Below are 26,516 nucleotides of genomic sequence, written 5' to 3'. Positions count from 1 at the left end.
ATTGTCAAAATTATGCAAATTATAATTTTAACCACTCAAATCTCTTAAGGCGAGATGACCTATTATCATACTAATAATTTCAAATAATATTCTCCAAAGCTCTCTTCAATTAAACTTCAATGCTAAGCTTCCACCATCCTTAGCTCTCTATAAAATTCATTTAATATACTCTCTTTTTCACAGAATTTAAAATATTGACTTGTTAGATATTAATATAAAATAATTGGTATAAAAAGTCAACATTTTATTTGAAAATAATAATGTTTTAAATTTTCCATATAAATATTTATATTTATGAGATGTTAAAAAACAGTTGATTATTCTAAGTATTTAATGGTTTATAATTACTATTTATAAATTAATTCCTATTTATATAAATCAGTCTATAAGTAAAAACTATAAGTGATTTAATTAAATCATTTAAGGAGGAAACACCCATGAAAAAAGGATTATTACCAGTAGCATTAGGAACTTTAGTAACAACAGCAGGCATAGTTATAGACTGTAATCAAAGTAAGTGCCAGATGTGCAAAGGAAATGATTACTTAAGTTTAACGGGAACTTTTCTTTTAGGATTAGGAGTGGCACATATATTACTTGGTGGTATAGATATTGTAAAAGAATAATTAAAAAAATAAACAAGATAGATATATAAACTATCTTGTTTATTTTTTTTATGAAAATTGTTAATTTGATAAAATAAAATTCATATTAATAATTGTAGTAACATAAATAAATTAAAAAAATAAAATATATTATGATTAATAGCTTAAAATGGGGGCGAACATATGGCTATAAATAAGATGTTTAAAGAAATGTTTAATGAGCAAAAAAGGAAAAAAGAGTTAGAACATCAAAAAGAAGTTTTAAAAAAAGCTTTAGAAGAGCAAGGATCTATGATTAATGAGTATGACAGGGCAATGGAGCTTTTAAAAATGAAAGAGTATAAGAAAGCTATACCTATTTTAACTAAGTGTGCAGATAATAATAATACTGGAGCACAATATGAACTTGGAAGACTTTTAAAAGATGGAATAGGAATAGAAGTTGATAAAGTAAAGGCCAAAAAATATTTAATAAGCTCATATAAAAATGGATATAAAAAAGCCGGTGCCCTACTAAGAGAGATGAATCATAAGGATAATGAAGTTTGTAAAAAGATAGTTGATATTGAATATGAAAAGATAAATAGTAATTTGGGATATACAATAGATATGCCTAAAAATTGGATTAAATTAGAGTCGAAAAATAAAGAATGCTTTGATACTATAGCCATTGACAAATTAGATGGAGATGTTCTTTTTAACATTAAAATGCAAGTATTCTTAATAGAAATACCTAATAACATGTCATACTCTGTGAATTTAGATAGAATAGCAAACAATATGGGATGTATTGAGTCTGTAAGTTTTAACAATGGTCATTGTGAAGGAAAATTAATTTGCGGAGAAGGATTAGATGGAACTTGTAACTATATATTTATAAGCAAGGGTAGTAAGGGGGTATATGATTTAAGAGTTATAGTTGATAAGTATCTAGATCCTGTTTATGAAGAAGTAATAGACCATATAATTTACAGTTTTGATATAGAAGATAAAATAGATGAATAAATTGAAATAAGGTTGAGCTTTGAAAGTTTATTTAAAGCTCAACCTTTATCTTTAATATTTTATTCTTCTAAAGAATCTTTAGTGAAGTACTCATCTTTATCCATTAATATATGTCCACTTTCATACTCTTCATCATCAACTAAAATTTTAAATTTATCTAAATTAAAGTTTTCTATATAAGTTTTTGCAACTGAATTAAGCATCATGGATTCAAAACCACTGCCTAAGTTAAAGTTATAAAACTCTTTGGATAAATTAAGAACACCTACAAGATTATCTTCTTGATCTTCAAATGTAGAAAAGCTTTTTACACTAGTATTAGAAGTAACTACATCTTCATTTTTTAATTCTTCTAAAATAGATTCAGAAGATATTTCATTTACTTTTACTTTTTTATTAACTATTGAGTCACTATCAATATCTGATACATATATATTTGCGAAAACTTCTGATGAATCTTCATTGTTACTAGTTATGTAATCAGGTGAAATTACTTCTAAACTAGAAGATTTATTTTCTGTTGAATCATTAGTAGTTGTAGTTTCTGTAGATGCTTTATCTTTAGAGCATGCACAAAATAGTAGCATACAAGAAAAAATGAGTATAAAAGAGCATGTATATTTTTTCATTAAATTACCTCCTTAATTATCTAGTTAAATAACTAGGCTAGTATCAGAATATGATATGAAGTGTTTAGATATGATAGATTAAAGAAAATAAAAGATATTATAATAAGCATTAAGCAAGCTATAAAACTATAGTGTGTCAATTTGGATACAAATCTTGTATATAAATTGGAATATATCTCAATAAGGTGTATACTAACTTTAAAAATAAAGACATAAGGGAAAAATACAGCATTAGATTGCGCAGTTTATATTATTGATAAAATGACTGAAAATGTATTTTTCATTTACGATGATAGAGGTATAGATATATTCAAATAATAGTAGATTATAAAAAAGAGTAATAAAAAAAGCTATTTAAGAATGCATTAATATAAAAAAATAGCAACTATATATGATATTAAATATCAATGATAGTTGCTATTTTTATATTAATTTTTAGAATTAGCTATTTCTTCAGCTAAGTTATTTAAGTATTCCCATCTTTCATACTTATATTCAAGCTCTTTTTCAAGATTTGCTTTTTCATCAAGTATTTCTTGAAGCTTAGTAAAGTTTGTAGCAAATTTAGAAGTACTATTATCTAATTCTTCAATCTTACTTTCTAGTTTTGCTATATCATCATCAATAGTATCAAACTCTCTTTGTTCGTTATACGAGAATTTAAGCTTTTTATCATTTTTAGGTTTTTCTTTCTTAACTTCTTTAGGAGTTTCTTCTTTTCTTTCGGAGTTTTGAGCTTCTTCAAATTCAATTCCTTGAATTTCTTTATATATTAAATAATCACTATAGTTACCTGTGAAGATATGGATGTTACCATTTCCTTCATAAGCAAATATCTTATTACAAATTCTATCTAAGAAATATCTATCATGTGAAACTGATATAACAACACCTCTAAATTCATCAAGATAATCTTCTAATCTGTTAAGTGTTTCTATATCTAAATCATTTGTAGGTTCATCTAGTAAAAGGACATTTGGAGCACTCATAAGAGTTCTAAGTAAATGTAGTCTACGTCTTTCTCCACCTGATAATTTTCCAATAAGAGTGTATTGCATAGTTGAGTTAAATAAGAATCTTTCACACATTTGAGATGCAGATATTTTAGTTCCATCAGCAGTTTCTATATAATCACTTGCTTCTTTTACATAATCTATAGCTCTCATATTTAAATCCATATGAGCATCATCTTGTGTAAAGCATCCTATTTTAACAGTTTCACCAATTTCTATAGTACCACTATCAGGAGCTAACTCACCATTTAATATTTTTATAAGAGTTGACTTACCTTGTCCATTTTTACCGATTATACCGATTCTATCATGACGAGCAAGAGTATATTCTAAATTATTTATTACAGTTTTATCTTTAAACTTTTTAGAGATATTGTGTATTTCTATTATCTTATTACCAAGTCTAGAAGAACCAACTGATATATCCATTTTCTCATCAGGAGTTATAACTTCTCTATTTGTTAACTCTTCAAATCTTTCAAGTCTAGCTTTTTGTTTAGTAGTACGAGCACGAGCCCCTCGTCTTACCCAAGCTAGTTCTGTTCTTATAAGATTTTGACGCTTTTCTTCCATACTAGATTCTATAGCAAGTCTTTCCATCTTTCTTTCTAAGAAAAGAGAATAGTTTCCATCATAGCTAAATAATCTACCTTTATCAAGTTCTATTATTCTATTAGTAACTCTATCTAAGAAATATCTATCATGAGTTATCATAAGAAGTGATGCCTTAGAACTATTTAAATATTCTTCTAACCAATCTATAGTATCATTGTCTAAGTGGTTAGTAGGCTCATCAAGTATTAATAATTCACAAGGCGTTATAAGTGCAGAAGCTAAAGACACTCTTTTTCTTTGACCTCCAGACATTGATTTTATTTTTTGATTAAAATCACTTATTCCAAGTTTAGTAAGAACAGCCTTAGCTTCACTTTCTAAATCCCAAAGATTAAGCGCATCTATTTTTTCTTGTAATGATAAAAGTTTATTATTTAAATTTTCATCAAAAGAAGTATTTATCTTTTCTAATACATCTTGATATTCACCAAGTAATTTCATTTCAGCTGAAGTACCTTTAAATACTTGTTCAAGAACAGTAGCCTCCTCATCATAATCAGGATTTTGAGGTAAGTATTCAACTCTAACCTTATTAGCTTTAGTTATAGTACCGCTTTCTGCTTCTTCAGCACCAGCTATTATTTTTAAAAGTGTAGATTTACCAGTACCATTAACACCAATTAAACCTATTTTTTCACCTTCGTTTATTCCAAGAGATATGTCTTTAAGTAAAGTCTTTTCAGAATAACTCTTACTTATGTTTTCTAATGTCATTAAATTCATATACATCACCTTTAGTTATAATTTTACTTTTATGTTTAATTATTTATATTTTTTTCAAAATGTTGATAATCAGGGTTTTTCCAATATCCTCCCCATGTCCATCCTCTTTTTACAAATGCATTATAACATGGGTCATTTTCTACTATCATACCCGTTATAAGATTATTTCTATCAATAAACTTAGTAGCAGTAGTTGGGTTAACCTTATTTGTAGAAGTATTTACATGAGGATTATATAAAGGATTAATATCAATTGCAACACCTTTACCATGATTAGATATTTTATCAGTTCCTGCAATTGTTCTATAGCAAAATGAGGAAGTGTTATTATCCTGCATAGAAAGTTCATCATCAGCATTATATTCGTCTATTAAGTTTATTTTTTCAATTGGATATTTTGCTTCATAAAGCTCCTTAAATATGTCTACAACTTCAGCTGCAACTTCCTTATTTACAATCATTTCTCCAATATGAGTTTTATCATCAAATCCATAGTATGATAACTTTAGATAAGATAAAGATTCAAACTTTATAGGTTCATCTTCAGGCATAGAACATCCTATCATTTTTTCTTTTATTTCAGATGGAATATCAGAATAAGAAAATATAGGTTCTTTATTTACATTTAAAGTTTCTTCTTTAGTGATATTAGAATCATCTAAAGTTATTTCCTTACTTTCACATCCAACTAAATTAATTAATATAAATAAAAATAATATGTATTTAATTTTATTTAGCAAAGTATCCTCCTTAATTTATAGATATTACTTAAAATATATACTAATATAAAGTTAGTATATATTTTAGAAACACTACCTTAAAACAATATAGTATTAATTATAACCTATAATGTAAATTTAATCTAATAGTTAAAATTAAGATTACAAATAGATAAAATAAGCAAGCTAGGAGTGAAAAAATGAAGTTTTATATATCTCAATTAGATGAAAACAAAAAAATAATACCAATAATAGAAAAGTACGATGTAGGTCTTGAAATAGTTCAGTTTTCAAATCCATTTATATTAGATAATAAAGAAAAATTTATAAAAGAATATAAAAATGAGTGGGGAAGCTTATTAAATGAAATAGATATATCAATACATGGACCATTTGCAGATTTATCATGTGGAAGTAGGGACAGTATAATAGCCAGTATAACTAAAAAAAGATTTGAACAAGGCTATGATGTAGCAAAACAATTAAATGCTAAAAAAATTGTTTATCATAATAGTTATGTTCCTAAGCTTTATACATATGAAGAATGGATTTATAATGCTGATAAGTTTTGGAATGACTTTTTTATAAATAAAGATGATAATATAGATTTTTATTTAGAGAATGTTTTAGAGTATGATACTGTTCTTATTAAAAGGATTTTAGAAAATATAAATAAGAAAAATTTTAGTGCATGTTTAGATATAGGTCATGCTAATGTTTATTCAGATGTTAGTATAAATGATTGGATAGAAGAGTTAGGTAGTAAGATAGGGCATATGCATATTCATAATAATTATGGAAAAGAAGATAGTCATTTAGGAATAGATAAAGGGAATATAGATGTTAGAAATATTATTAGTCAAGTAGAAGATAAAAATAGTGATGTTAGCATTTCCTTGGAAATAGTGGATACTAATGATCTAAAGGAAACATTAAACACTTTATATGAAGAAGGTTTTATAAAAAGGAGGGATTGAAAATGGAAGATAAATCTATAAAAATAATGTGGGAAAATTATTTAAAATCAATAGGTGAAACTATTGAAAATACAGATAAAACATACGAAGCGTGGCATTTTTGTAATGATAAAGAAACTGCAAATAAATTAGCTGATTTAGTTATTAAAGGCATAAAAAGAGGAACTACATCAGTTTATAAATTTTACGAAGTAGAAAATGAAGAAATACCAAAAGAAGGTACACACAGCATAATTACAAATTGGGACGGAGTAGCAAAATGTATTATAAAAGATAAAAAAGTATATGTACGTCCATTTAAAGATGTAGATGAAGTTCTTGCAGGAATAGAAGGTGAAGGAGATAAATCAATTTCTTACTGGAGAGAAGTGCATATAGAGTGTTTTACTGAAGAATTAAAAGAAATAGGAATTGAATTTAATGAAGATATGCTTGTAGTTTTTGAAGAATTTGAAGTTGTATATAAGTAATTTTGTGAGGTGTTAATTAGTGCAAGATTATAATAAAGCTATTAAGTATTTATCAAAAGATAAATTAAGTAATTGTGCATTATTACAAGTATTAAAACGTAATACTGCTAATATATTAAAAGCAGAAGAAGATGGAGTACTTTTGTTTGATGAAGTTAGTAATGCCTATATGTTAAGTGCTGAAAATACAGAAAAAATATTTGAGTGTCTTAAAGGTTTAGAAAACTGTTACTTATTTTATGTAACAGATAATTGCTTTGTGAAATATTTACAAAAGCTATATAACTTAGATGAAATTTTAATATGTAAACAATTTATATATGAAGATGAGCATATAGTTGATTATGATAAAAATCTTGATATAAGAGAGCCTTCTAGTTTAGATATGGATATAATTAAAAAGAATTATGATAAGATTACAGATGAAGAATTAGAAGAAATTAATAAGTTACATAATTTATATGTAGGATATGATAAGTCAAAAAATATGGTGGGGTTTATTGGGAATCATTTAGAAGGGAGTATGGGGATTTTAGAAGTGTTTCCTCAGTATAGAAGAAATGGATATGCTAGTGAGCTTGAAAGATTTATGATTAATGATTTTATAAGAAAAGGTATGATACCATTTTGCCAAGTTGAGGTAAATAATGAAAAATCTATTAGATTGCAGAGAAAACTGGGGTTAAAGGAAAGTGAAAAAGTGGTGTATTGGTTAAGTGATAATTTAGAAGTGAAATTTAAAATTACAGATGAAATAAAAGAAGATAAGTAAGAGATTTTTAAAGCTATAATTTCAATGAAATAACTTAACATTATGAGCACATATATTTCTCATATACTTTTTATCTAACTATCAACTTTATACTATAATAAATTTATATAAAATTGTATAATTTAATTATAAATTAATAAAACAAGGAAGTGATTATATTGAAGACAAGCTTACTAAGCCCTAAGATAGATTTTGTATTTAAGAAAATATTTGGTTCAGAAGAACATCCAAAAGTATTAATATCATTTTTAAATGCAGTATTAAAACCAATTAAACCAATTATTGAAGTAGAAATAAAAAATTCGGATATAGAAAAAGAATACATAGATGATAAATTTTCAAGATTGGATGTAAAAGCAAAAACTAGTAACAATGAAATTATAAATATAGAAATACAATTAAAAAATGAATATAATATGATTCAAAGAAGTTTATATTATTGGAGTAAATTATATGAAGAGCAATTAACAGAAGGGGATAGATATGACAAACTGTGTAGAACTGTTTGTATAAATATTTTAGACTTTAAATATCTAAAAAATGATAGATTTCATAATGGATATAGATTAAAAGAAATAGAAACTAATGAAGAGTTGACAGATTTAGAAGAGATACATTTTATAGAAATACCAAAACTTAAGAAGTTAGAAAAATCAGAGGAAGTAGTTGATTTATTAGAAGGTTGGGTAGAGTTTTTAAGAGATCCAGAAAGTGAAGTTGTAAGAAAATTAGAAATGAGTAATAAAGAAATAAGAGAAGCAAAGGATGAATTATATAGATTAAGTAGAGACTCAAAGGAAAGAGAATTATACTTTATGAGAGAAAAATCTTTAAAAGATGAGATAAGTGCATTAGCTAATGCAGAAGAAAAGGGAATGCAAAAAGGAAGAGAAGAAGAGAAAATTAATATAGCTAAAAATATGATTTTAAATGGTATGAGTAATCATATGATATCAAATATAACTGGATTAACCATAGAAGAAATAGATGAAATAAGATAAACATTTATAAATTTTAAGTGAATAAAAGAGGCTTGATATTTGGATATAACCATATCAAGCCATTTTTATTGAACATCTATTTGAAGTTTTTTAGTAATTTATCATAACAATAAAAAGACTTTTCTTTGTCAAATAAGTTTATTTTACCTATAAATTTAAATCCACATTTTTTTAATAATGAGTTCATCTTAGTATTTATAGAGTAAGTATCTGTTTTTAAGTAGACAACATTATTATAATAGGCTAATTTTTCAGCAAAGTTTATAAGCTCAGTTGCTACTCCTTGTTGCCTAAATCTAGGATTTACTGCCATTCTGTGTATCATCATTGATTTATCATTAGATGACCAGTTTAAACCTTCGTATTCAACTGGTTCTATAAAGTTAACACAGATAAAACCTTTTATATGACCACAGTCGTCATCTACATATAAATCCCCATTTTCTATATCATCAGCAAAATCTTCGTCTAGAGGATAGTTTTCACCCCATTGAGTATTATTGTAAGTTTTCATTTCTTCAATTGTGGATTTTATTATTTCTATTATGGTGCTTATATCATTTAACCTAGCCTTCCTAATCATATTTAGAACACCTCCAAAAGTGCTTGAACTTTCAATTAAATAGATTCTATTATATAATAAATTATAAATAAAAATTGGATAAAGAGATATTAAAATTTATATGAAACATTGAAAATTACGTTGTTTTATAGGAGGGATATAATGAGTAAATATACAAGTGAAGAAATAGAAAATACATTAAAGATTATCGAGTCTACAATTATAAATTGTGAAAAAATACAACCTAAATTTAAAGAAGGTACACCTCAATTATCGCTTTCTAGAAATCGTATAAAAGCTTTAAATATTTCAAAAACATTAATAACAAATGATGAGCATAGTTATACACAAGAAGATTTGTCAAAAGCAGAAGTTCAAATAACTTCTATTATTAATAAAAGTAAAAAGGCCTTTATTAATGCAAAAGAAGGTACAGGCACATATACACGTTTGAAGAGAATAATAGATGCTATGACAATTTCATTAGATTATATTCAAGAAGGTATAAATAATTTAATAAAAATGTAGGTTAACTTTATAATTATATAATGAGGGAATATTATTAGAAAGTATATATGCAATTGTTATATAATGAGAAGTAACGATATTATTTATATTATATATAGTAATTTGTAAGTGAGATTATTTTAGTAAATAAGAGAGGATGTAATAAATGTTTAATACTTTAAGTTATATAGGAAAAAAGTTAAATGATGCAGGTGTAACATGGGGAGTTGGAGCATCTATACTGCTTAATAAGTTTGGTTTTATAGACAAAACTAATGATATAGATATTTTTATAAACATTGATGATATTAAAAAAGTAGATGAAATCCTTAAAAGTATTGGAGAAAAAAAAGAAATGGGAAAAGAGTTCAACATACTCAACAAAATATTTTTATGAGTATGTAATAAATGGATTTGATGTTGATGTAATGTCTGGATTTGCAGTTAATCATAATAACGGAGTATTTAGATATATATTTGATAATAATTCTATATCAGAATTTAAATTAATTAATGGTGTAAATATACCATTTACTTCATTAGAAGACTGGTATGTAATTTATCAGTTAATTCCTAACAGACAAACCAAGGTAGATATGATAGAAACATATATTTTATCTAATGGAATTAAGAAACCAATGCTCTTAGAAAGAGCATTAGAAGGTTGTTTACCTGTAGATGTAAGATTGAAAATTGAGAATATATTAAATTCATAATTTAATATATCGATTAGATATGAGTGACAATATTAATAAATTACGAACTATAACGGTAGGGTATCAATCCTACTTTTTTATGCCTAATAATAAAGATTATTATCTAACTTAAATTAAAAATAAATATAGCCACCTTTAGCTTAGGTGGCTATATTTTGAGCAATGTACAAAGTCTTTAGTCATATTAATGAAGTAAATTTTATGTTAATACCTAGGATTTTGTTCAGAAGACTGTGCATCTGATTTAGTATTATGAACAGTACCAAAAGGATGTTTAGGTGGAGCATAAACAGAGTATACTTTAAGAGGTTCATTACCTGTATTGATTATATTATGCCATTTACCTGCAGGGATTATGATAGCAGAGTCATCATTAACTCTTCTTTCAAAGTTTAAGTTATTTTGACTATCACCCATTCTAACAATACCTTGACCGTCCTCAATACGTATAAATTGATCAGTTGTTGGATGCATTTCTAAACCTATATCGTCTCCAACATTAATACTCATTAATGTTAATTGTAAGTAACTTCCTGTCCATAAAGCTGTACGGAAAGTATTGTTTTGAGATGTGGCATCATCAATATCAATTGCAAATGGATTTGGTCCATAATCCTGTAATTGAGTATATTGTTGATTTTGAGTATATTGTTGATTAGAATTTGGAGCATACATTGGTCTATTATTCAATGAACCATATTGATAGGCATTATATATTTGTGAGTTAAGCCAAAACAAATATGGATACATATTATACATTTGTGGATTAACCATATAAGGATAGGGATATGATGTAGGAATATGATACATATTTATCACTCCTTCTTTTTTTAGACTTTATAACATTATATTGAATTATATTTATTAATATTACTATTTTTATAACTCAACTGTCTAATATCCCATTTATTAAATTATATATTTAATAAGACTATTAGGAAAAACATTTTTTATTTCAGTCATGAAGAAATCTTTCATATCAGCTAATTCCTCTTTAGTATAAACATATTTACCATATCCAAACTGACCATATTTAAACTTTCTATCATCATTGTTCATAGGTAAAGTAGTCTCTGGAAATATTTCAAGTACTCTATTCTTAGCCTTAGTAGTATATCTATGTGATATTACTTCAAATATAATTTGTTTATCAAAATCTTTAGGTAATTTTTCTTTTATACTTTTAATTAAATCTCTATATTCATCTTTCCAATTTTCATAAAGAAAAACAGGCGCTATTATAAAGCCTATTTGATATCCAGCATTAGCAACTTTTACAGCAGCCTCAATTCTTTTATTAGCAGATGCAGTATGATGTTCATGAGTATCTATTATTCTTGGAGTGTTTATACTAAATCTAATTTCTGTATGATTATTATGCTTTGCATCTAATAAGGTATCTACATCGTTATATTTGGTTACAAATCTAAATCTACCTTTTTCTTCTTTGCCTATGAATTCTATAGCTTTTTTCAATGAATTAGTATAAGGTTCAAGGGGTACAGGGTCAGATGTTGCGGCACCTTCAAATATAGTTACAGATGGAAGTCTTTCATCTATGTACTCTTTAGCTTTATTTAAAATTTCATCTATATTAACAAATACTCTTACATAAGGTTTATCACCTAATTGAGTATTTAAATAACAATATTCGCATCTTCCCATACATCCACTAACTAAAGGTAATTGATAGTTTGCAGATGGTTTACATGTTTGAAATTTTAAGCTTTTACGTTCTCCAACAACTAATGTTTCTTTACCAGATCTATATTGGTCATGTAAATTATCTCCTGGTATATGACTCTTAATTCTATTAGAACTTGCATTTATAATTTCAATTTTAGGATTATCTTTTACTTTATTATAAATGTTTTTGCCAATCTCTGTATCTAGAGAGTCTTTTTCAAATATAACTCTTTTAGGAATAAACATTATATCACCTCTTAGTATATTTTATTAATTTGATTTTATTGTTTGTTTATTTAGATTTTACATACAGATATAAATTAAAAAGATAATAAAAAAATAGCTAATAACAAATAATATAGAAATAATATAAAAATGGACAATATAGTAGGTGACAAGTTATGAGAAAGCCAAAATTAATTATTAGCAAATGTCTTAATTCAGAAAAGTGTAGATATAATGGTCAAATTTACGATGACAAGGTTATATCTTTATTAAGAAAATATGTAGATTTAGAAACTGTATGTCCAGAAAAAGAAATAGGCCTTACAGTACCGAGAGAACCTATAAGAATTGAAAAACATGATGACAAATATAAATTAATGCAACCTAGTTCTAATATAGATTACACATCTCAAATGACTGAATTTGCAGAAGAATTCTTAAGTAAAGTAGAAGATGTAGATGGATTTATATTAAAAAGTAAATCACCATCTTGTGGTATAAAAGATGTTAAAATTTATCCTAAGAATCAAAAATGTAGCATAAGTAAAGATGGACGAGGTGTTTTCTCAACTAAAGTTGTAGAAAAATATTCAAGTATTCCAATAGAAGATGAAGGTAGATTAAGAAACTATAGCATTAGGGATGAATTCCTTACAAAAATTTTTACAATAAATAATCTAAAATGTGAAAATAGTATTTTAGATTTTCATAATAAGAATTCATTATTATTAAAATCATACAATGAAGATATTTATAATGAACTAAACACTATAGTAAGTAAAGAAAATATAAATGAAGATGATATAAATTTATATAAAAATAAGGTATATGAAATTTTAAATAACAAAAGAGATAAAAGCAGTAAATTAAATCTTGCTAGAAACTTATTTGAAAAATATACAAATTATTTAAATGAAAATGAAATAAAATACTTTAATAATTTATTAATTCTTCATGAGAATGAAAAAATACCATTTAGTTCAATTCTTGTTGCACTACAAATATATGCAATTAGATTTGATGATAAAGATTTATTAAACCAAACATTTTTTAATCCTTATCCAACAGATTTAATAAGTATAAGTGATTCAGGAAAAGGTAGAAATATATAATTTAGGAGGGTAATAATGGAAGTTAAATATGTACAAGGAAAGCCATTATTTACATATATAAATAAAAATAAAAAACAATACCCATACTTAACTGAAGATATAGAAACTGATGTATGTATAATAGGAGGAGGGGTTACGGGAGCTATAGCATCTTATTATTTTAGTAAAAATAATGTTAAAGCAGTTGTTTTAGAAAAGAAAAGAATAGCTCATTTAAGTACTAGTGTAACTACATCTCTTTTACAATATGAATTAGATGATAACTTATCAGATCTTACAGAATATACAAGTTTAGAAAATGGAATAAAGTCTTATAAATTAGGTCTTAAAGCACTTGATGAAATTGAAGAATTTATAAAAGCAAATGGTAATAAGTGTGATTACAAAAAAAGAGATACACTTTTATACACAGCTAAAAATAATGAAGTAAATGCTATAAAAATAGAGTATGATTATAGAAAAGAAAATGGACTAGATGTTGAATATATAGATGAAAGTAATAATAAATTTAGTTTTGATTTAAAAGCAGGTATGATATCAAAAAATGGTGGAGCAGAGTTAGACCCATATAAATATACAAATCAATTATTAGATGTATCTTGCAATATGGGTGCTAAAGTATATGAAAATACAGAAGTTGTTGATTTAATTCATCATGAAGATTATATAGAAGTTATAACTGAATTTGGATATAAAGTAAAAGCTAAAAAGGTTATAGTTGCAACTGGTTATAATACAAAGTTATTTACTAAGAGAAATTTTGGAACTAAAACAACTACTTTTAATATAGTTACTAAGCCTGTTTCTAACTTTGATGGATGGGAAGAAAAGATACTTATAAGAGATAACTGCGATCCTTATAACTATCTAAGAACTACAGTAGATAATAGACTTATAATTGGAGGAGAGGATGTTGATTTTATACCAGATATATTTGATGAAAAATTAGCTAATGAAAAATATGATATTTTAGAAAATAGATTAAAGTCTATGTTTAAAGATATTGATAATATAGAAGCTGAGTTTAAGTATTGTGGAGCTTTTGCTTCAACACCTGATAATTTAGGATTTGTGGGACCTGGTAGTGAGCATAAGAATTTATGGTATTTATTAGGTTACGGTGCAAATGGGATTTTATTTGCAATACTTGGTGCAATGATGTTAAGTGATTTATATAAGGGTAATGAAGATAAAGATATGAAGTTATTTAAGGTAGATAGATTTGATAAATAATTATATTTTCTGAAAATTAAGAAAATGTTATTGACATGTAAAAATAAAGATAGTATTATGTATATATAATACTTAATAAAACAAAAGCAATGACAAAGACAAAAATACTTAGAAGTGTAAATACAGAGAACCAACATTTGCTGAGAGTTGGATATTACATAAAGTATATAATGATCACTTTGTAGCTTTCATGGTGAAATTAAAGTAATCATGAACGTTTACCAGCGTTATATGGTTAGGATTAAGACTTAAAAAAGTCCGATCTGATGAGTGGTAGCTTAATTTAAGCTGCAAATAAGGTGGTAACGCGAAATTATAACTTTCGTCCTTATATTATGAAAATATTCATGTATAAGGACGGAAGTTTTTTTATTTATAGAAAAAGGTGGTGAGATAAAAGTGGACATTGATATTAGTGACATAGGACTGATACAAATTGAAAATACTGAAAATTTAGAAAATAATAAGATGAAATTATGGGGAGGAATAAGTAAAATGAGTTCTTTAAAAAAAGTAAGTGATGTAGCATCAAAATATATGGCTTTAATAGTATTAGTAGTAGCAGGATTAAGTGTACTAAGACCAAGTACATTTTTATTTGCAGCACCTTATACAAATCAATTATTAGGGGTAATAATGTTTTGTATGGGAGTAACTTTAAAGCTAGAAGATTTTAAATTAGTATTAACAAGACCAAAAGATGTACTTTGTGGAAGCTTAGCACAATATACAGTAATGCCACTTTTAGCATACCTTGTATCAAAGTTATTAAACTTACCAACAGAATTTGCAGTTGGCTTAATATTAGTAGGATGTTGCCCAGGAGGACAAACATCAAATGTAATGGCTTATATATCTAAAGGTGATGTAGCTTTATCTGTAACGTTAACATCATTATCAACAGTATTAGCTCCACTTGTAACACCAGCACTTGTTTTATTATTAGGAGGAGAATCTGTAAATGTATCAATGAGTGCTATGTGTATGTCTATAGTTAATGTGATATTAGTTCCTATATTATTAGGATTTTTATGTAATAAATTCTTCTCAAAAGCAGTTGAAAAAGGTTTAGATGGATTACCACTTTTATCAGTAGTAGCTCTTAGTCTTATAATAGGTGGAATAGTAGTAAAGAATTCACAATTATTTATGTCTTCAGGCTTACTTTTAGTAGTAGCAGTAGGAATACATAATATGTTTGGATACTTAGTAGGTTACTTAATAGCTAAGGCAGTAGGTATGGAAGAAGCAAAAAGAAGAACAATGTCTATAGAAGTAGGCCTACAAAGCGGTGCACTAGCAACTTCTTTAGCTACTCAATATTTCTCACCGATGACTGTTATACCAGGGATTGTAGCTAGTGTTTATCATGCAATATCTGGAGCACTTTTATCTAATTACTGGTCAAGTAAGGCTTTAGATAAAAATAAAGATAGTAAAGAATATAATGAGGTATTAGTATAAAAATGAAATCATAAATTAATTATAAAGATAAGTTTATATTTAATAATGAGAAGAGCAGTATAGTATACTGCTCTTTTTGCTATGAATTAATAGTAATATTTGGAATAGAATGTTTATATAGAGTTTAAATAAAAGTAAATAAGGAGGAATAGATGAAATACGATGTTATTGTCATAGGTGCAGGTATATCGGGACTTACAGCAGCTGCCTTATTATTAAAGAGAAGATTAAAAGTATGTGTTATAGACGCACAATTTAAACCAGGTGGTTCTTGCGGAATATTTAAAAGAAAAGACACTGTATTTGAACAAGGAGCGGCTATGATTTATGGATTTAATGATAAAGGATTTAGCCCACATAGATTTGTATTTAATGCACTAGAAGAACCAATAGATATAATAAAACATGATAAGCTTTATGCTATAAACTTTGGAGAGCATAGAATAGTATTTCATGAAGATATAGATTTATTTATAGATGAATTAGCAAAAGTATTTCCAAAGGAAAAAGAAAATTTCAAAAGATTTTATAAGGATTTATCAAAGCAATATTTAAAAGTAATAGCAGAAAATCCAGCCTTTATATCTCCAGATGCAATAAAAAAAGAAGATGGATTAAAATCATTTTTAAGACATCCAATAGAGTACATAAGATTTTTAGGATATATGAATAAAAATACAGAAAGTATATTAAAAAAATACTTTAAAGATCCAAATGTATTTGATTTATTTGATAAGTTAACATCTACATATTGCTATACAAATGTAGAAGAAACACCTGCTATATTATCTTCAGTAATGTTTGTGGATAATCATTTTGGAGGTAGTTATTATCCAGCAGGCTCAACATTAAATTTAATTGGTAAGTTAGAAAAAGTGATTGAAGAAAATAATGGCGATATGATATATAATTCAGAAGTTGTAAAAATAATAGTAGAAAATAACAAAGCTATAGGTGTGAAACTAGATAATGAAGAAGCTATATATGGAGAATATATAATAAATTCTGGGACTGTTTGGAATTTATATAATAAATTATTAAAGGATAGTGCAGATGAAAACAATATAAAATGGGCAAACTCATTAGAACCATCATACAAGTCAAGTGTATTATTTGCACTTGTAAATAAAGAAGTAATACCAAAAGAAACACTTCCAATAGAAATGCTTATAGGAGATAAAACTAAATTAAATGAAGATGAAATTACAGTATACATATTAAGTATAGATGATAAAACACTTTGCGAAGAGAAGTATCACAGTATTATGGCAATAGGCCCTAGTTTAAAAGATTGGCCAAAAGGATTTAAAAATAGATATAACACTGAAGAATATAGAAATATGAAAGAAATTGAGAAAAATAGAATGCTAGATGTTTTAGAAAAAAGATTCCCAGGATTTAAAGAAAACTTATGTCATGTAGAAGTAGGAACACCTACAACATTAAATAGATATATATTAAAAGAAGGTGGAAGCGTAGCAGGTCCTAAACAAAAACTAGGGCAACATATGATGAAAAGATTAAAATCAAAAAGTGAAATAGAAAATCTTTTTAATTGTGGAGAATCAACAGTTATGGGAACAGGAACTCCTGCTGTTACAATATCAGGTATAAGTGCAGCAAACCTTATACTTAGAGAACTAAATTTAGATGAATTTGAATACAAAGAAAATATGAAAAACTATGTAAATATAGTTAAAAAGCCATTTGACTTTAATCATATCAAAATAGGAAAAAATGAAAAAGAAAATAATCTTGCTAAATTAGCTTTAAAGTGTCAGTTTTGTGATAACCCATCTTGTGAAAAAGCATGTAAATATAATATTTCAATAAGAGATATAAATAGAAGAGTTGCAGTAGGTAACTTTTATGGAGCTAAAAAATTATTAAAAGATAATAAGTCATGTAAAAACTGTGAAAGCAAAGACTGCGAAAATAAATGTATTAGAAAAAGTTACAAAGAATCTGTAAGTATAAAGGAGATAAATTCACAGCTATAGGAGGGATTTTATGTATATCCTTCAAGTAAAAAATTTGCATAAAAGGTATGATGATTTTGAGGCAATAAAAGGTATAAATTTAGATATAAAAAAATGTGAAATATATGGACTATTGGGTCCAAATGGAGCAGGAAAAAGTACTTTAATAAAATCTATATGTGGTCTTGAAAAAATAACATGTGGAGAAATAATATTTGAAGAAAAAGAAAATAACGTAAATAAATATAAAAGAAATATAGGACTTTTACCACAAGATATTGCTATATATAATGATTTTACAGCAAAAGAAAATGTATCTTTTTTTTGCTCCTTATATGGATATAATGGAAAAGAACTTAAAAAAAGAGTAAATAAAGCATTAGAATTCGTAGGGCTATTAGATGTTGAAAATAAAGTATCAAAAAACTTTTCAGGCGGTATGAAAAGAAGATTAAATATGGCTTGTGCAATAGCTCATAGTCCTAAATTAATAATAATGGATGAACCAACTGTGGGAATAGACCCTCAGTCTAGAAATCATATATTACAGTCAGTTAAAAAACTAAATGAAGAAGGATCAACAATAATATACACATCTCACTATATGGAAGAAGTAGAAGAACTATGCACTAACATATCAATTATGGACAATGGAAAAATAATAGCAAATGGAAGTAAAGAATACTTAAAGTCAAGCTTAGTTAATTACAATACATATACAATAAACTTAAAAAATGAAATATACAATATAGATAAATACATAAGAAAAATAGAAGGTGTTCAAAAAGTAGAAATAGATAAAAATAAAATAAAGTGCTATTATTCAAAGGATAAAAATATAACTCAAAAGCTTATAAACATTATATCAAATCATAGTGGTGTTATAGAAAATATAAAAAGCGAAATTCCCACATTAGAAAGTGTATTTCTAACATTAACAGGTAAAAAACTAAGAGATTAATATAACTGAGGGATGATATGATTTTAATAACTTTAATTAAAAAGGAAATTATGCAGTTTTTTAGGGATAAATTTAATGTGTTAGTAATGTTTATATTTCCTGTATTTCTTATAGTAGTAATGGGGTGTGCCTTAAATGGATTAATGAATGTAGATTACAATATATTTGAAAATAAAAAAGTATATTATAAAATAAATGATTTAAGTAAAGAAAATAAGTACTATAAAGTATTTAATAGCTTTAAAGATATCTGTGAAGAAACTATTAAAATAGAATTTAAAGAAATAAATGATGATAATAAAGCAAAAGAATATATTAATAAATCACAAGGTCTAGCATTTATAAATATACATGAAGATAAATTTGATTTTATAGAAATGAAAAAAGAAAATGATTCACAAAATATTTAGAAGTATTTTGAACAATATATAGAAAAATATACACTTACTGATACTATAATAAGAAAAAATCCTAATATTATAAATGATTTAATAAAAGAAAGTAATATAAAAATAAAAGAAGAAGGTACATTAAGTAGCGGAATAGATTCATTTACTTATTATACATTTTCAGAACTTGTATTAATAATACTTTACATATCTCAAATAACCTGTGTATCAACATATAAAGAAAGCTTTCAAGGTACATTGAGTAGATTAAGAATATCTAAAATTAGCAACTTTAAAATAATAATATCAAAAGTAATTTTAGGTATAATAGTAGGTTTAATACAAATTTTAGTAGTATATTTTATAAGTAGAGTTTTTCTTAATGTAAATTGGGGGCAAAATTTAGTCAAAACCTTACTTGTATTAATATCTTTAATAATATTTAGTTCAGTACTTGGAATCACAACTAGTATAATATTTAAAGATAATAAAACTTCATCTAGTTTAATTAATACATTATTAATAATTTTAGGTTTTTAGGTGGACATATGTACCAATTTCACTTATAAAATCAATTAAAATAACAAACATACTATGTCAAATAACACCTACCTATTGGGCAAACATATCATTACTTAGCCAAAGCTTAAAAATAAATACTAATTATTTTTATATATCAATAAGTTTATCCCTAGGATTATCTGCGTTATTAATGATAATAGGAATTTTGGGATGTAAAGTAAGGTTAGGTGATTATAATGATTAAAATTATTATAAATACAATTAAATTATTGATAAAGAAAAAAAGCTTTATAGCTATGTCAGTAGTAGCACCAGCAATAGTTATAGTATTCTTTAGTTTTACATTTGGAGGAAACTCTAATTATAAGGTAGGAATAATAGATAAAGATAATAGTTACATATCAAATGAAATAATAAATACAATAAATGAAATAGAAAATATAGATATAGTATATATAAGTAATGAAAGCGATGAAATGTTATTAGCATCTCATCAAATACAAGTAGCAGTAATAATAAATGATGGCTTTAGTGAAAATGTATTAAACTTAGATAAAGATAATATAATTGTAAAATCAATTTCAAACAGTGATGTTAAATCAATATTATTATCTATTATAGAATCTAAAATAGATAATCTAAATTTAATAGCTAAAGTAAGTAACAATGATATAGAAGTTTTTAAAGAATATAATGAAACATTTAAAGATAAACTACTTACATATAATATAAATAATGTTAAAGAAATAAGACCATCTATAGATAACTCACTTGGAATAGTTATTATGATGGTTCTTATAAGTGGAATAACTATTACTAATTTTTTAATAGAAGATGAAGAAAATAATACAAAATCAAGAGTATTAGTTAGTGGAATAAATAAATTTAAGTATTATAGCTCACTTTTTATAGTATTTTATTTACTATCTAGTACTAGCAGTTTTATATATTATACTGGTTGTAAAATGCTAGATTTAGATTTTAATATGGATAATACGACTAATTTTTTTATAGTTATGCTTATATTTAATTTAATTTCTATATCATTAAATTTGTGTATAGTAAGTTTTACTAGAAATAGGTACGTTGCTAGTACTGTAAATATACTGATTGTTATACCTACATGTATGCTATCAGGGATGTTTTGGGACTTTGAAGTTATGCCTACTTATCTTCAAAATATAGGAAACTTTTTACCGCAAAGATGGATATATATGTGTGTAGAGAACTTGCAAAAGTATAATAATTTAGGAGCTATAAAAGAATACATATTATATATGATGATACTATCTACAGTACTTTTTAGTATAAGTTTAATTTTATTTAGTACAATAAAAAAAGTTTGACGTCAAACTTTTTTTATTGTACTATTAGTTTGACATCAAATTAACTTAATTAACAAAGGAGAAAAATATGAATGTTATAGAAGCAATACAGGCACGTAAAAGTGTAAGAAAATTCAAAGATGAAGTAGTACCAAAAGAAGATATATTAAAGATGCTAGAATTAGCAACAGAAGCTCCTTCGCCAAAGCATCAACAAAATTGGAACTTTGTTGTATTAACTAATCGTGAAATAATAAATAAAATGGCTGATATAGTAACTGAAAGTCATGAAAGATTAGGTCAAATAGCAAAGACTGAAAAAGATAGAAAAATACATATGAGTGTAATAAAATATTATACATGTTTTAGAAATGCTCCAGCAGTAGTAATGGTATATGGTTCTGAATACAAAATGATAGAGTATAAAATACTAAAAGAGAATGATGCATCTCAAGAAGTATTAGATACATTAGTATCACCTCAATCAGCTGCTCAAGGAATAGGTGCTGCAGTTGAGAACTTCTTATTAGCAGCAACAGAAATGGGATATGGTACTTGTTATATGACAGGACCTACTCATGCTAAAGTAGAAATTGAAATTTTAATAGGTTTTGATAAGCCAGGATTTGAATTAATGTCTATGATAGCATTAGGAGTTGCTGAAGAAAATACAGCTCCTAAACCACCTCGTAAACCACTTGAAGAAGTAGTAACATTTATAGACTAAAAATAATAAAAATAGAAATGCCTATATGAATAAAGCATTTCTATTTTTCATTTTCAACCTTAAAGTTAGTATTAAGTTTTCTAAGTAATCTTAAGAATTCCTCTTTTTCCTCTGGAGTAAAGTTTTTATAAGCAGTTTCTCTTACTTGTGATGAAATAAAATTAAACCTATCTTCGATATCCCTAGCTTTTTTAGTTAAGCTTATATAAGCAACACGTTTATCTGTAATAGATTTTTCCTTTTCTATATATCCTAAACTTATAAGTTTGTTTACTAGTGGAGTTACTGTAGATTTATCTTTACCAATTTTTTTAGCTATCTCTTTCATAGTTAGCTTCTTATCACTTTCATAAAGAGCAGTTAATATATTCCCATGTGTTGGTATCAATTCAGTCAAATTATTTTCTTTTAATTTATTTTCAATAAACTTTATCATATTAGCTTTAGTTCTACTTATAAAATAAATAATATATTTATCCTTCATATTAATTCTCAATCTAGATAAAAGTATATTCATCTTAATATATAATACCACATATAAATATATATTTAAAAAATAAAAATGCCCAGTAAATAATTTACTGGACTTTATCAATAGTTTATTTATACTACAATATTTCCACCGTTAGGATGCAATATTTGACCAGACATATAAGAAGAATCATCACTAGCTAAAAATAAAAAGCAAGTAGCAACTTCATATGGTTGCCCAGCCCTTTTCATAGGAACTTCACTAGTATATGTTCCGAAAGTTTTAACTTCCTTTGCAGAAAAAGAAGCAGGTATTAAAGGTGTCCAAATAGGACCAGGTGCAACACCATTAACTCTAATTTTTTTGTCCATTAAAGATTGAGATAATGATTTAGTAAAAGTAAGTATAGCACCCTTAGTAGAGCTATAATCAATTAACTGTTTATTTCCTTCAAATGCAGTTACAGATGTTGTATTAATTATAGAAGCACCTTTTTTCAAATAAGGAAGAGCAGCTTTAGTCATATAAAAATAAGAAAATATATTTGTTCTAAATGTTTTTTCTAATTGTTCTATAGAAATATCTAAGAAATCATTTTGAACATATTGAACAGCACAGTTATTTATTAAAATATCTATTTTTCCAAATGTGTTGATAGTATTTGTAACAACTTCATCAGAAGAATTAGGAATAGTCAAATCACAAGGATTTAATAAACATCTTCTACCTATTTCTTCAATTCTACATTTTGTTTCTTGAGCATCTTTTTCTTCACTTGGGTAATATGCTATAGAAATATCCGCTCCTTCCTTAGCAAAAAGATAAGCAACAGCTCTACCAATACCACTATCTCCACCAGTTATAATAGCAACTTTATCTTTTAACTTATCACTTGGTTTATGACAAGGATTCTCTGAAATAGGTCTTGGAACCATTAGATATTCTAATCCGGGCATAGTATCTTGGTGCTGAGGAGGGAAGGCTATATTCACATCTCTACATATTGTCTCACTACCAATAAACTTATAAATAGGATACATATATTACACCACCTTAAAATAGTTTAGTTAACTATAAAATGTATATTAGAACTAAAGAAAAGTATTACTAAAAGTATAAAATTAAAATATATTAATAATATAATTTTAAAAATAATTGTACTTCATCAAAAACGGAACGGTATAGACATTTTTTGTCTGAAATTTATGAACGTATGTTTGGTAAAACTATTGAAATATATTTTTAAGACTGATACTATTAAATTATGAAAGGGGGGGAGATAAAATGAAAAATAAAGATTTAGAAAAAATTATAAAAATGTATGATGTAATTGAAAAATACTTTAATATTCATGGATATGCACCAAGTGTTAGAAATATAGGAGCAATGCTTGGAATATCATCAACATCCACAGTACATAGAAGACTAAATAAGTTAGAAGAATTAGGATGGATAAGTAAAGGCAAAAACATTACCAGATCAATAACTCTTAACTCTATAACATGGAAATAAAAAGGGGATAAAAAATGGCTTTGTATAGAAATGTAAATGTAGATATATGGAAACATCCAAAAATTTCTGTTGATATGAATCATAAAGAAAAATTACTTTTCTTATATATTTTAACTAATAACTCAACAAAACAAAGTGGGATTTATGTTTTACCAATAAAACAAATTGGATTTGATTTAAATATACCTCAAAAAACAGTAAAATTAATTTTAAATAAGTTTGAAAATGATTTAAATTTAATAAAATATAATTTTAAAACTCATGAAATAGCAATAAAAGGATGGGGAAAATATAATTTTAAAAATTGTGGTAAACCAATGCTTGATTGTATAAAATCAGAACTAAAAGACGTTAAAGACTTGGAATTACTTAAAGTTGTAAGTCAAAATATAAGTAAAAAAGAAGTAAAAGACTTATTTGAAAGAGCTTATAATGGTGAAAATATTCAAGAAGAAAAATTAACGTCACGTGAATTTAAAAATGAAGAAGATAAAAAATTAAAATACCAAAAAGAAAAACAAAAACAAAAACAAGAAGAAAAAGAAAAAGAAGTTCAAAAGAAATCTAATATTAGATCTATAAATTTTTACCAACCCAAAGAAGAAGATTCACTTTATAAATTACCAAGTAAAGAAGATTTAGAAAAAGCAAAAGCTATTAGTCAAATAGATTTATAGGAGAATTAAGATGGATAAAAGTAAATATAAATGTGACAAGTGCAAGGATATGTTATTTATTTTAGATAATGATGAAGCTACACCATGTTCTTGTAGAAGTATAAGAATAGCTGAAGATTTACTCAAAAAGAGTGGAATTAGTGAAGCATTTAAAGAAAAAAGCTTTGAAAATTTCAACTATAAAGTAGATTATCAGATATTAGATGCATATACAAAAGCTAAGACATATGCACAAGATATAATAATCAATTTTAAGCAAAATAAAAGAGCTTTAACTAAAGAAAGCTCAATTATATTTATGGGACAAGTAGGTTCTGGGAAAACCCACTTGTCAATGGCAATTGCCAACAGTTTACTAAACAAAGGCATAAGCGTAATATATATGCCTTTTAGAGATATTATAACACAAGTTAAACAAAATATGTTAGACGAAGAGTATTATAGAAAAACTATAGATAGATATAAAAATGCAAGAATTCTTTTAATTGATGACTTATTTAAAGGTAATATTACCAAAAGCGATATTAACATAATGTTTGAGATAATAAATTATAGATACCTAAACAAATTACCTATGATAATTAGTACAGAGTGCACAAAAGATATGTTACTAAATATTGATGAAGCTTTAGGAAGTAGAATAATTGAAATGAGTAAGGACCACATAATTGAACTTAGAGGTAAGAAATTAAATTATAGAATTTACTCATAAATATAGGGGGAAATAAATATGGGAATGTTAAATAAATTTTTTAATAAATCTGTAAAGGAAAATATATATCCTTTTGGAAGCAAAGAATGTACAAGCTATTTAAGAGAAGCTTATAAAAATAGCATAGATGACACTATATTATTAACTGAAGATATTTATGAAAAATTAGAAAAATATGATGAAATAAATAAAATGTTATGTGAATTAGAATTTGATAAAAAAGTAATAGAGCATTTCTTACAAAATGAAATGAAAGAATACGAAACAGCATTTTGTAAGGAAAGAAAAATAACTTGGAAAAGTAGTGAAAAAACAACAATAGATACTAAATCATTAAAAAAAGACAATCCTGAACTTGCAAGTAAATATTCAAAAACAACTAAATCTAGAATGTTTAAAATATATTAAGTAAAAGGAGAAATTTATATGGGAACTATGTTAGATAAAGTAAGTTTAGATGATATTCCAGAAAGCTTTAGAGAATTAGCAGAAATTATTGGGATAGATGCTTTTAAGAAGTTGGTAATTAATTATGGTGGAACTTCAATTTATGTTCCTGTAAAAGAAAGTATTAGTAGAAGCGTTAGGGATAAGATTTTAAAAGATACATTTGATGGAAATTATAAGAAAAGTGCAAGCACTTATAGAATTAGTGAATCTCATGTAAGAAGAATATTGAAAAACACTTAAATATACACTAGGATAATTTAAAATAAAAATTTCTAGTCATGTGACTTAGGGGATGCCACCAATGACTAGAAATTCTTGTTTTGATTCAAATATATGTAAATATTAAGAATTTATTTGAGAGATAAAAGGGTTTTAGATAAATCATTTATACTGTTTGATAGTGCTTGTAGTTTTCCTTCAATCCTTATAAGTAAATACATAGATAAGGCTATTGGAAATCCTACGTTGGCTATAACAGTTAAAAAATCACTATCCATAAAATCACCTACTTAAGATCGTATTCAGTAGAGTTAGTTTCAACTACTTTAGCTTTTACTACTTCTATTAAATCAACTTCACCAGGACAGAAGATATTTTTTTCTATGATTAAGTTCATAGCAGATATAACTTCACTTTCAGATAAGTTTTCTTTTGGATCATCAATTGTTAAGTTTACGTTTTTATCACCTTGAGATTTAAAAGTCATTATTAATTTTTTAGTAGTTTCCATAAATAGTACCTCCTATATTTAATAAG

Annotated in this window: 34 protein-coding genes and 2 other annotated features (1 of these 36 cut by a window edge); of the genes, 24 read left to right on the top strand and 10 right to left on the bottom strand. The window is 25.8% G+C overall.

Annotated elements, in window-relative coordinates:
* Positions 1-190: a binding site (T-box leader), on the bottom strand (it extends 32 nt beyond the left edge of the window).
* 247 nt (positions 191-437) lie between these two features.
* Positions 438-626 carry an asparagine synthase gene (locus EIH23_RS07250; RefSeq protein WP_122639551.1) on the top strand — a complete coding sequence of 63 codons (189 nt, stop codon included), beginning with the start codon at positions 438-440 and terminating at the stop codon, positions 624-626.
* A gap of 162 nt (positions 627-788) precedes the next feature.
* Positions 789-1,610 carry a tetratricopeptide repeat protein gene (locus EIH23_RS07245; protein WP_122639550.1) on the top strand — a complete coding sequence of 274 codons (822 nt, stop codon included), beginning with the start codon at positions 789-791 and terminating at the stop codon, positions 1,608-1,610.
* A 59-nt stretch (positions 1,611-1,669) separates the two neighbouring features.
* Here the strand turns inward: EIH23_RS07245 and EIH23_RS07240 are convergent, their stop codons facing one another.
* Positions 1,670-2,239, bottom strand: a complete 570-nt coding sequence (locus EIH23_RS07240; RefSeq protein ID WP_122639549.1) for a GerMN domain-containing protein — start codon at positions 2,237-2,239, stop codon at positions 1,670-1,672.
* A gap of 249 nt (positions 2,240-2,488) precedes the next feature.
* Here EIH23_RS07240 and EIH23_RS17175 point away from each other — a divergent pair, with 249 nt between their 5' ends.
* On the top strand, positions 2,489-2,557 hold the full coding sequence (locus tag EIH23_RS17175; RefSeq protein WP_442970288.1) for a hypothetical protein: 69 nt from the start codon (positions 2,489-2,491) through the stop codon (positions 2,555-2,557).
* Positions 2,558-2,667: 110 nt separating this feature from the next.
* Here EIH23_RS17175 and EIH23_RS07235 read toward each other — a convergent pair whose 3' ends face one another.
* Positions 2,668-4,590 (bottom strand): ABC-F family ATP-binding cassette domain-containing protein, encoded by a 1,923-nt coding sequence (locus tag EIH23_RS07235; RefSeq protein WP_122639548.1) that lies wholly within the window; start codon positions 4,588-4,590, stop codon positions 2,668-2,670.
* 35 nt (positions 4,591-4,625) lie between these two features.
* Positions 4,626-5,330: a M15 family metallopeptidase gene (locus tag EIH23_RS07230; RefSeq protein ID WP_243113346.1), complete on the bottom strand. Its 705-nt coding sequence runs from the start codon at positions 5,328-5,330 to the stop codon at positions 4,626-4,628.
* A gap of 179 nt (positions 5,331-5,509) precedes the next feature.
* On the opposite strand from EIH23_RS07230, the gene EIH23_RS07225 reads away from it, so the two are divergent.
* The 4 genes from EIH23_RS07225 to EIH23_RS07210 all read left to right on the top strand — a co-directional run bounded on the left by EIH23_RS07225 (position 5,510) and on the right by EIH23_RS07210 (position 8,529).
* Entirely contained in the window at positions 5,510-6,286 is a 777-nt protein-coding gene (locus tag EIH23_RS07225) for a sugar phosphate isomerase/epimerase family protein (protein WP_122639546.1), read from the top strand.
* 2 nt (positions 6,287-6,288) lie between these two features.
* The gene (locus EIH23_RS07220) at positions 6,289-6,756 is read left to right on the top strand and encodes an ASCH domain-containing protein (RefSeq protein WP_195250859.1); all 468 of its coding nucleotides are present in this window, start codon (positions 6,289-6,291) and stop codon (positions 6,754-6,756) included.
* A 19-nt stretch (positions 6,757-6,775) separates the two neighbouring features.
* On the top strand, positions 6,776-7,528 hold the full coding sequence (locus tag EIH23_RS07215) for a GNAT family N-acetyltransferase (RefSeq protein ID WP_122639544.1): 753 nt from the start codon (positions 6,776-6,778) through the stop codon (positions 7,526-7,528).
* A gap of 158 nt (positions 7,529-7,686) precedes the next feature.
* The gene (locus EIH23_RS07210) at positions 7,687-8,529 is read left to right on the top strand and encodes an Rpn family recombination-promoting nuclease/putative transposase (RefSeq protein ID WP_122639543.1); all 843 of its coding nucleotides are present in this window, start codon (positions 7,687-7,689) and stop codon (positions 8,527-8,529) included.
* Positions 8,530-8,605: 76 nt separating this feature from the next.
* On the opposite strand, the gene EIH23_RS07205 is transcribed toward EIH23_RS07210, so the two are convergent.
* Entirely contained in the window at positions 8,606-9,112 is a 507-nt protein-coding gene (locus tag EIH23_RS07205) for a GNAT family N-acetyltransferase (protein ID WP_122639542.1), read from the bottom strand.
* A gap of 141 nt (positions 9,113-9,253) precedes the next feature.
* Here EIH23_RS07205 and EIH23_RS07200 point away from each other — a divergent pair, with 141 nt between their 5' ends.
* The 3 genes from EIH23_RS07200 (at position 9,254) to EIH23_RS07195 (ending at position 10,314) form a co-directional block, all read left to right on the top strand.
* On the top strand, positions 9,254-9,619 hold the full coding sequence (locus EIH23_RS07200) for a hypothetical protein (RefSeq protein WP_122639541.1): 366 nt from the start codon (positions 9,254-9,256) through the stop codon (positions 9,617-9,619).
* A gap of 145 nt (positions 9,620-9,764) precedes the next feature.
* Positions 9,765-9,995, top strand: coding sequence for a nucleotidyltransferase (locus EIH23_RS16550; RefSeq protein WP_164489010.1), 231 nt, complete (start codon positions 9,765-9,767; stop codon positions 9,993-9,995).
* Positions 9,937-10,314, top strand: coding sequence for a hypothetical protein (locus EIH23_RS07195; RefSeq protein WP_164489004.1), 378 nt, complete (start codon positions 9,937-9,939; stop codon positions 10,312-10,314). Before EIH23_RS16550 ends, EIH23_RS07195 begins: the two co-directional genes overlap by 59 nt.
* A gap of 204 nt (positions 10,315-10,518) precedes the next feature.
* On the opposite strand, the gene EIH23_RS07190 is transcribed toward EIH23_RS07195, so the two are convergent.
* Positions 10,519-11,124: a cupin domain-containing protein gene (locus EIH23_RS07190; RefSeq protein ID WP_122639540.1), complete on the bottom strand. Its 606-nt coding sequence runs from the start codon at positions 11,122-11,124 to the stop codon at positions 10,519-10,521.
* Positions 11,125-11,223: 99 nt separating this feature from the next.
* Positions 11,224-12,246: a spore photoproduct lyase gene (gene splB / locus EIH23_RS07185; RefSeq protein WP_122639539.1), complete on the bottom strand. Its 1,023-nt coding sequence runs from the start codon at positions 12,244-12,246 to the stop codon at positions 11,224-11,226.
* A 155-nt stretch (positions 12,247-12,401) separates the two neighbouring features.
* Here splB and EIH23_RS07180 point away from each other — a divergent pair, with 155 nt between their 5' ends.
* The 9 genes from EIH23_RS07180 (at position 12,402) to EIH23_RS07140 (ending at position 21,937) form a co-directional block, all read left to right on the top strand.
* A complete protein-coding gene (locus tag EIH23_RS07180) occupies positions 12,402-13,337 on the top strand; it encodes a YbgA family protein (protein WP_122639538.1) in 936 nt (311 codons plus the stop codon).
* Between the two features lie 15 nt (positions 13,338-13,352).
* A complete protein-coding gene (locus tag EIH23_RS07175) occupies positions 13,353-14,570 on the top strand; it encodes an NAD(P)/FAD-dependent oxidoreductase (protein ID WP_122639537.1) in 1,218 nt (405 codons plus the stop codon).
* An 80-nt stretch (positions 14,571-14,650) separates the two neighbouring features.
* Positions 14,651-14,903 (top strand) — a binding site (T-box leader).
* Positions 14,904-14,969: 66 nt separating this feature from the next.
* Positions 14,970-16,034 (top strand): bile acid:sodium symporter family protein, encoded by a 1,065-nt coding sequence (locus tag EIH23_RS07170; protein WP_243113345.1) that lies wholly within the window; start codon positions 14,970-14,972, stop codon positions 16,032-16,034.
* Positions 16,035-16,186: 152 nt separating this feature from the next.
* Positions 16,187-18,034: a phytoene desaturase family protein gene (locus tag EIH23_RS07165; RefSeq protein WP_122639536.1), complete on the top strand. Its 1,848-nt coding sequence runs from the start codon at positions 16,187-16,189 to the stop codon at positions 18,032-18,034.
* A 10-nt stretch (positions 18,035-18,044) separates the two neighbouring features.
* Positions 18,045-18,974: an ABC transporter ATP-binding protein gene (locus EIH23_RS07160; RefSeq protein ID WP_122639535.1), complete on the top strand. Its 930-nt coding sequence runs from the start codon at positions 18,045-18,047 to the stop codon at positions 18,972-18,974.
* A gap of 17 nt (positions 18,975-18,991) precedes the next feature.
* Positions 18,992-19,384 (top strand): hypothetical protein, encoded by a 393-nt coding sequence (locus tag EIH23_RS07155; RefSeq protein WP_122639534.1) that lies wholly within the window; start codon positions 18,992-18,994, stop codon positions 19,382-19,384.
* An 18-nt stretch (positions 19,385-19,402) separates the two neighbouring features.
* Positions 19,403-19,903, top strand: a complete 501-nt coding sequence (locus tag EIH23_RS07150) for an ABC transporter permease (RefSeq protein ID WP_122639533.1) — start codon at positions 19,403-19,405, stop codon at positions 19,901-19,903.
* Between the two features lie 218 nt (positions 19,904-20,121).
* Positions 20,122-21,231, top strand: a complete 1,110-nt coding sequence (locus EIH23_RS07145; protein WP_243113344.1) for an ABC transporter permease — start codon at positions 20,122-20,124, stop codon at positions 21,229-21,231.
* A 67-nt stretch (positions 21,232-21,298) separates the two neighbouring features.
* On the top strand, positions 21,299-21,937 hold the full coding sequence (locus EIH23_RS07140) for a nitroreductase family protein (RefSeq protein WP_122639531.1): 639 nt from the start codon (positions 21,299-21,301) through the stop codon (positions 21,935-21,937).
* A 40-nt stretch (positions 21,938-21,977) separates the two neighbouring features.
* On the opposite strand, the gene EIH23_RS07135 is transcribed toward EIH23_RS07140, so the two are convergent.
* Both EIH23_RS07135 and EIH23_RS07130 read right to left on the bottom strand, forming a co-directional pair.
* Entirely contained in the window at positions 21,978-22,421 is a 444-nt protein-coding gene (locus EIH23_RS07135; protein ID WP_122639530.1) for a MarR family winged helix-turn-helix transcriptional regulator, read from the bottom strand.
* Positions 22,422-22,540: 119 nt separating this feature from the next.
* Positions 22,541-23,449, bottom strand: a complete 909-nt coding sequence (locus EIH23_RS07130) for an SDR family oxidoreductase (protein ID WP_122639529.1) — start codon at positions 23,447-23,449, stop codon at positions 22,541-22,543.
* 244 nt (positions 23,450-23,693) lie between these two features.
* Between EIH23_RS07130 and EIH23_RS07125 the strand changes: the two genes are divergently transcribed.
* The 5 genes from EIH23_RS07125 to EIH23_RS07110 are packed head-to-tail and all read left to right on the top strand — an operon-like array spanning position 23,694 to position 26,000.
* Positions 23,694-23,921, top strand: coding sequence for a LexA family protein (locus EIH23_RS07125; RefSeq protein ID WP_122639528.1), 228 nt, complete (start codon positions 23,694-23,696; stop codon positions 23,919-23,921).
* 14 nt (positions 23,922-23,935) lie between these two features.
* Positions 23,936-24,598: a hypothetical protein gene (locus EIH23_RS16255; RefSeq protein WP_147515474.1), complete on the top strand. Its 663-nt coding sequence runs from the start codon at positions 23,936-23,938 to the stop codon at positions 24,596-24,598.
* Between the two features lie 10 nt (positions 24,599-24,608).
* A complete protein-coding gene (locus tag EIH23_RS07120) occupies positions 24,609-25,310 on the top strand; it encodes an ATP-binding protein (RefSeq protein WP_122639527.1) in 702 nt (233 codons plus the stop codon).
* Between the two features lie 18 nt (positions 25,311-25,328).
* Entirely contained in the window at positions 25,329-25,718 is a 390-nt protein-coding gene (locus EIH23_RS07115) for a hypothetical protein (RefSeq protein ID WP_122639526.1), read from the top strand.
* Between the two features lie 18 nt (positions 25,719-25,736).
* Positions 25,737-26,000, top strand: a complete 264-nt coding sequence (locus EIH23_RS07110; protein WP_122639525.1) for a Mor transcription activator family protein — start codon at positions 25,737-25,739, stop codon at positions 25,998-26,000.
* Between the two features lie 110 nt (positions 26,001-26,110).
* Here the strand turns inward: EIH23_RS07110 and EIH23_RS07105 are convergent, their stop codons facing one another.
* Positions 26,111-26,257, bottom strand: coding sequence for a YvrJ family protein (locus tag EIH23_RS07105; RefSeq protein ID WP_122639524.1), 147 nt, complete (start codon positions 26,255-26,257; stop codon positions 26,111-26,113).
* 8 nt (positions 26,258-26,265) lie between these two features.
* Entirely contained in the window at positions 26,266-26,490 is a 225-nt protein-coding gene (locus EIH23_RS07100; RefSeq protein WP_122639523.1) for a DUF2922 domain-containing protein, read from the bottom strand.
* Positions 26,491-26,516: the final 26 nt, after the last annotated feature.

This window comes from Romboutsia sp. Marseille-P6047, assembly GCF_900604535.1.
Classification (GTDB): domain Bacteria; phylum Bacillota; class Clostridia; order Peptostreptococcales; family Peptostreptococcaceae; genus Romboutsia_E.
This window is presented reverse-complemented; position numbering and strand designations above follow the sequence as displayed.

What these genes read in the sequence shown, in the direction of transcription:
- EIH23_RS07250 (WP_122639551.1), top strand. Translation starts at nt 438, where the DNA reads ATGAAAAAAGGATTATTACCAGTAGCATTAGGAACTTTAGTAACAACA.
- EIH23_RS07245 (WP_122639550.1), top strand. Translation starts at nt 789, where the DNA reads ATGGCTATAAATAAGATGTTTAAAGAAATGTTTAATGAGCAAAAAAGG.
- EIH23_RS07240 (WP_122639549.1), bottom strand. Translation starts at nt 2,239, where the DNA reads ATGAAAAAATATACATGCTCTTTTATACTCATTTTTTCTTGTATGCTA.
- EIH23_RS07235 (WP_122639548.1), bottom strand. Translation starts at nt 4,590, where the DNA reads ATGAATTTAATGACATTAGAAAACATAAGTAAGAGTTATTCTGAAAAG.
- EIH23_RS07225 (WP_122639546.1), top strand. Translation starts at nt 5,510, where the DNA reads ATGAAGTTTTATATATCTCAATTAGATGAAAACAAAAAAATAATACCA.
- EIH23_RS07220 (WP_195250859.1), top strand. Translation starts at nt 6,289, where the DNA reads ATGGAAGATAAATCTATAAAAATAATGTGGGAAAATTATTTAAAATCA.
- EIH23_RS07205 (WP_122639542.1), bottom strand. Translation starts at nt 9,112, where the DNA reads ATGATTAGGAAGGCTAGGTTAAATGATATAAGCACCATAATAGAAATA.
- EIH23_RS07200 (WP_122639541.1), top strand. Translation starts at nt 9,254, where the DNA reads ATGAGTAAATATACAAGTGAAGAAATAGAAAATACATTAAAGATTATC.
- EIH23_RS16550 (WP_164489010.1), top strand. Translation starts at nt 9,765, where the DNA reads ATGTTTAATACTTTAAGTTATATAGGAAAAAAGTTAAATGATGCAGGT.
- EIH23_RS07190 (WP_122639540.1), bottom strand. Translation starts at nt 11,124, where the DNA reads ATGTATCATATTCCTACATCATATCCCTATCCTTATATGGTTAATCCA.
- splB (WP_122639539.1), bottom strand. Translation starts at nt 12,246, where the DNA reads ATGTTTATTCCTAAAAGAGTTATATTTGAAAAAGACTCTCTAGATACA.
- EIH23_RS07180 (WP_122639538.1), top strand. Translation starts at nt 12,402, where the DNA reads ATGAGAAAGCCAAAATTAATTATTAGCAAATGTCTTAATTCAGAAAAG.
- EIH23_RS07175 (WP_122639537.1), top strand. Translation starts at nt 13,353, where the DNA reads ATGGAAGTTAAATATGTACAAGGAAAGCCATTATTTACATATATAAAT.
- EIH23_RS07165 (WP_122639536.1), top strand. Translation starts at nt 16,187, where the DNA reads ATGAAATACGATGTTATTGTCATAGGTGCAGGTATATCGGGACTTACA.
- EIH23_RS07160 (WP_122639535.1), top strand. Translation starts at nt 18,045, where the DNA reads ATGTATATCCTTCAAGTAAAAAATTTGCATAAAAGGTATGATGATTTT.
- EIH23_RS07155 (WP_122639534.1), top strand. Translation starts at nt 18,992, where the DNA reads ATGATTTTAATAACTTTAATTAAAAAGGAAATTATGCAGTTTTTTAGG.
- EIH23_RS07145 (WP_243113344.1), top strand. Translation starts at nt 20,122, where the DNA reads ATGATTAAAATTATTATAAATACAATTAAATTATTGATAAAGAAAAAA.
- EIH23_RS07140 (WP_122639531.1), top strand. Translation starts at nt 21,299, where the DNA reads ATGAATGTTATAGAAGCAATACAGGCACGTAAAAGTGTAAGAAAATTC.
- EIH23_RS07135 (WP_122639530.1), bottom strand. Translation starts at nt 22,421, where the DNA reads ATGAAGGATAAATATATTATTTATTTTATAAGTAGAACTAAAGCTAAT.
- EIH23_RS07130 (WP_122639529.1), bottom strand. Translation starts at nt 23,449, where the DNA reads ATGTATCCTATTTATAAGTTTATTGGTAGTGAGACAATATGTAGAGAT.
- EIH23_RS07125 (WP_122639528.1), top strand. Translation starts at nt 23,694, where the DNA reads ATGAAAAATAAAGATTTAGAAAAAATTATAAAAATGTATGATGTAATT.
- EIH23_RS16255 (WP_147515474.1), top strand. Translation starts at nt 23,936, where the DNA reads ATGGCTTTGTATAGAAATGTAAATGTAGATATATGGAAACATCCAAAA.
- EIH23_RS07120 (WP_122639527.1), top strand. Translation starts at nt 24,609, where the DNA reads ATGGATAAAAGTAAATATAAATGTGACAAGTGCAAGGATATGTTATTT.
- EIH23_RS07115 (WP_122639526.1), top strand. Translation starts at nt 25,329, where the DNA reads ATGGGAATGTTAAATAAATTTTTTAATAAATCTGTAAAGGAAAATATA.
- EIH23_RS07110 (WP_122639525.1), top strand. Translation starts at nt 25,737, where the DNA reads ATGGGAACTATGTTAGATAAAGTAAGTTTAGATGATATTCCAGAAAGC.
- EIH23_RS07105 (WP_122639524.1), bottom strand. Translation starts at nt 26,257, where the DNA reads ATGGATAGTGATTTTTTAACTGTTATAGCCAACGTAGGATTTCCAATA.
- EIH23_RS07100 (WP_122639523.1), bottom strand. Translation starts at nt 26,490, where the DNA reads ATGGAAACTACTAAAAAATTAATAATGACTTTTAAATCTCAAGGTGAT.